The 3,244-nt window shown below is 39.9% G+C and carries 4 protein-coding genes; all 4 read right to left on the reverse strand.

Annotation, left to right across the window (positions count from 1 at the left end; genetic code table 11):
- Window positions 1-320: 320 nt before the first annotated feature.
- Window positions 321-737, reverse strand: coding sequence for a GFA family protein (locus ACED25_RS01390; RefSeq protein WP_371694460.1), 417 nt, complete (start codon window positions 735-737; stop codon window positions 321-323).
- 175 nt (window positions 738-912) lie between these two features.
- Entirely contained in the window at window positions 913-1,356 is a 444-nt protein-coding gene (locus ACED25_RS01395) for a hypothetical protein (protein WP_371694461.1), read from the reverse strand.
- A gap of 215 nt (window positions 1,357-1,571) precedes the next feature.
- Entirely contained in the window at window positions 1,572-1,784 is a 213-nt protein-coding gene (locus ACED25_RS01400; RefSeq protein ID WP_371694462.1) for a DUF6434 domain-containing protein, read from the reverse strand.
- A 683-nt stretch (window positions 1,785-2,467) separates the two neighbouring features.
- On the reverse strand, window positions 2,468-3,244 hold a 777-nt coding region (locus ACED25_RS01405; RefSeq protein ID WP_371694463.1), incomplete at its 5' end, for an SH3 domain-containing protein.

Consider the following 3,244-nt stretch of genomic DNA (forward strand, 5'->3'; position numbering starts at 1 on the left):
CTCGTTAGTGATTGTACTCACTTAACGCAGTGTCCAAAACTACTGGTTCAGATCATCGTAGCTTTTGCAAGCATGTTGGAGTATTTGAAGCTGTTCTTTTAACTCGATCTTTAAGTCTTCCTTAGAACGAGAAACTCTACTTTTCTTTGACATAATTTATTACCCTTAGAGAGTATGTAGCTGATATTTTTACGGCTAACGCCCTGCTAAGGGGTGAGCAACGCAATACTGAAGCCGCCGCATACCGCCTTAATCACTAAATTCAACGCATAGTAAAAATGCCACGCGTTGCGAATCCCTCTTGAGCAGTTTGTTAGCTGCTAGCCCGGTTGCTTAGGAAAGACCTTTACATTGTTAGGTATGTGATACCAATTGAGTTTTTCACTAACCCAAACATGCGCTTGAGGTTCAAAAATGTCCGCTGACGATAGATCAATTGGTTTTAACTTTAACTTAACTGTTTCCGGTGCATCCAGGTTGAAATGATAAATTCTGTTTCCACAGTTTGGACAAAACATCGCACAGTTACGATTGCCACTATCTGCTAAGCGCTCCCAACTTTTCAGTTGACCAGAAAACTCTATTTTTTCTGCATCAACAACTGCTGTGATGCTAAATGGGCTAGTAGATAACTTTTGACACTCTGTACAATGACAAGCAAAGACCATTAATGGTTTGTCATATAATTCATAGGTAACTTGTCCGCACTGACATGCTCCTTTAAGTGGATATTCCATTTATTGTTCCTCCTCTGAACATGGATTGCAGCTAACGCCCAATTAAGTAGCTGACAACGCTACCAATACACTCAAATTTACCACCTTAATCACTGAAGCTAAACCGAGCTGAAAATGCCAAGCGTTGACAGTCTGCTTAAATTGCTTGTTAGGCAAGTACCCTCGAACAATATGGCTAATGATTTAAATAATATGCATCGTGCTCTTTTTTCCCTTCAACATCTTGAAGACCTGAATAGAAGTTAACGAAATCTTTGTCAGAGGAACTCAAGTGAACCCAACCATCAGCAACTTTGAACCAACTTAAATTCACCTTTTTATAAACACTAGGAAAAGTGCCCCACCCAGATTTTGAAACAGTTAGCTCACTGAATTTTAATATTTCTTTATACTCTGAGGTCTGGCTGGGTTGAGAGTAAACTCGAATTGGTTGGTTTCTTATTGTTGATGTGTCGTTATCATTTAACGTGTAACAACTTATCGATTTTAGTTCCCGATTAAACCAGACATATTGCAGTGCTTGCTCAAATGAAATGACTGAACAATCATTAAATTGAATTGCCCATTTATCATTATCAATGAAACCAAGATAACCAATTGCTTGATTTTCTGACGACACGCAGCCGCTAAGGAGAAACACAAAGATAAATCGGATTATATTCAAAACAACAAAACTCCCTTAGTTGCCTAACGCCTCGTTAAGCGGATAAAAATGGTTGGTTAAAATCGCGAAGCGATAACCAACTGTTTTTATTCCGTTTAAACGACTTGTTATGCGGTTGAACTTGCAAAAAACTCAAATCTCATGATCTGAGCATATTAGTATAAAGCTCATTAGCTTCGATTTCTAAGTTGCCACTCTCTTGCAACATCACCCATTGTTTTAGGATTTCCATCTTTAATCCAAGCCATAAACGGACGATCAAATTTAAAGTCTGGCCCACAGGCTTCTTTCAAAAAACTACGCACATTTTGAGAGCCTTTATAAGTATTCGTTACAGGCGTCTCTGCTGTGATTTTATCGCAATGCCAATCAAATTTATCCATATTAAGTATTACCTCCAGTACCGCATAACGCCTTGCTAAGTGGCTGATAACGCACACCCAACCTAAAGCAACGCACCTTAAAACACAAAATTCATTGGAACCAAAACTGCCGAGCGTTAGAAGTCCACTTGAGCAATTTGTTAGTTTGCCTACCCGACTAAGCCAAAGGCTTGGTGCCAAGGTGCTGATTTGATAGCTAAAGTAATGAATTCGAGCGCATAAGTAAAATAGACAGTTCAAAACTCAAACCTCGCCAACAAAACGCACTTGGAAAAGAAGCAGCATGCGTTAATTACCCGCAGTTCAACTCGCTTGAAATAAGAAAGAATTCATTCAATAAACTTGAAAACCAAATACTCGATCACCTCATTTTATGGCAAAGCATCAGCGACAAAGAAGAAGCGTAAAAGAGCGTTGAGAAAGAGAACAGAGTAAGCGGTGAAGGAATGAGTAGCGCGTAATAACCGAACCGAAAAATAGCCCACGCGAGATGATAATTTAGATGACAAATTTCGCGGAAGAACAGGCGTTTAGCTAGAGCACAAAGCAAATATTTACACTTAAAAAGTATTTCTGCACTTAGCAAACTAACGCCGCATTAAGGTGTGAGCTGCGCTCGGCTATACTTGAGCGAAGCGAAAATGCCGAGCGTTGCGAATCACTCTTAAATGCTTTGTTAGATTTTAGATCTCGAATCTATGCAAATACCTCGCAAAGACCCAACCAGTTCTATACTCTCCCGATTCATCACACAAATACTCAACCAGCACCCACCGTTTTGACTTTTCTATAAACTTTACAGTTTTTCCGTTTCCGAGTTCATCGAGTATCTCTGAATTAATTGTTGGATCATTCCTAACATGTAGGATTGTAGCTACAACAAAACGATAATTCTTGAGGTCAGTTAATTCGTACTCTTTCCGCGCCTCATTCACAATTAACTTAGGAGTTACCCTAGAGTTTGTATCACTAAATAGCTGTGACCAATCATCGTAAAGTGGCATAGATAAATTGCAAAATACTCCAATCCAATAACTAAAAATGAGCCCAATGATCAGCTGCATTGAAGGCGGTTGATTATTGTACCAGTCTAAAATGCTACCACTGCTCTCTGGTGCAGGAGCAGTGCTAAATTGAGTAACAGCGTCCTCGATGACACCCGCATTGATTTCAAAGCCAATTTCAGCATTAGAGCTATCCAAAATTCCAGCTAAGTCTTGCTGTAATATGGAGCCTGACATCTCTCTTACTGCTTGGATAGCTGCGGAGTCATTTGCAACAAACATACGAGAAATCGAGCTAGCTGCGATCAACGAAGCAGCTTCTTGCATCGCAAAAGATTTCAAATAGCCTCTTGCTTGCTTTAGAGCTGAAGACTCATAAAGCGACATTTGCTTTGCCACCTCGCTCGCTTGCTTTAGAGCCGAAGACTCATAAAACGACATTTGCTTTGCCACTTC

The sequence above is a fragment of the Vibrio sp. 1F263 genome, assembly GCF_041439035.1.
GTDB lineage: Bacteria > Pseudomonadota > Gammaproteobacteria > Enterobacterales > Vibrionaceae > Vibrio > Vibrio tasmaniensis_A.

What these genes read in the sequence shown, in the direction of transcription:
- ACED25_RS01390 (WP_371694460.1), bottom strand. Translation starts at nt 737, where the DNA reads ATGGAATATCCACTTAAAGGAGCATGTCAGTGCGGACAAGTTACCTAT.
- ACED25_RS01400 (WP_371694462.1), bottom strand. Translation starts at nt 1,784, where the DNA reads ATGGATAAATTTGATTGGCATTGCGATAAAATCACAGCAGAGACGCCT.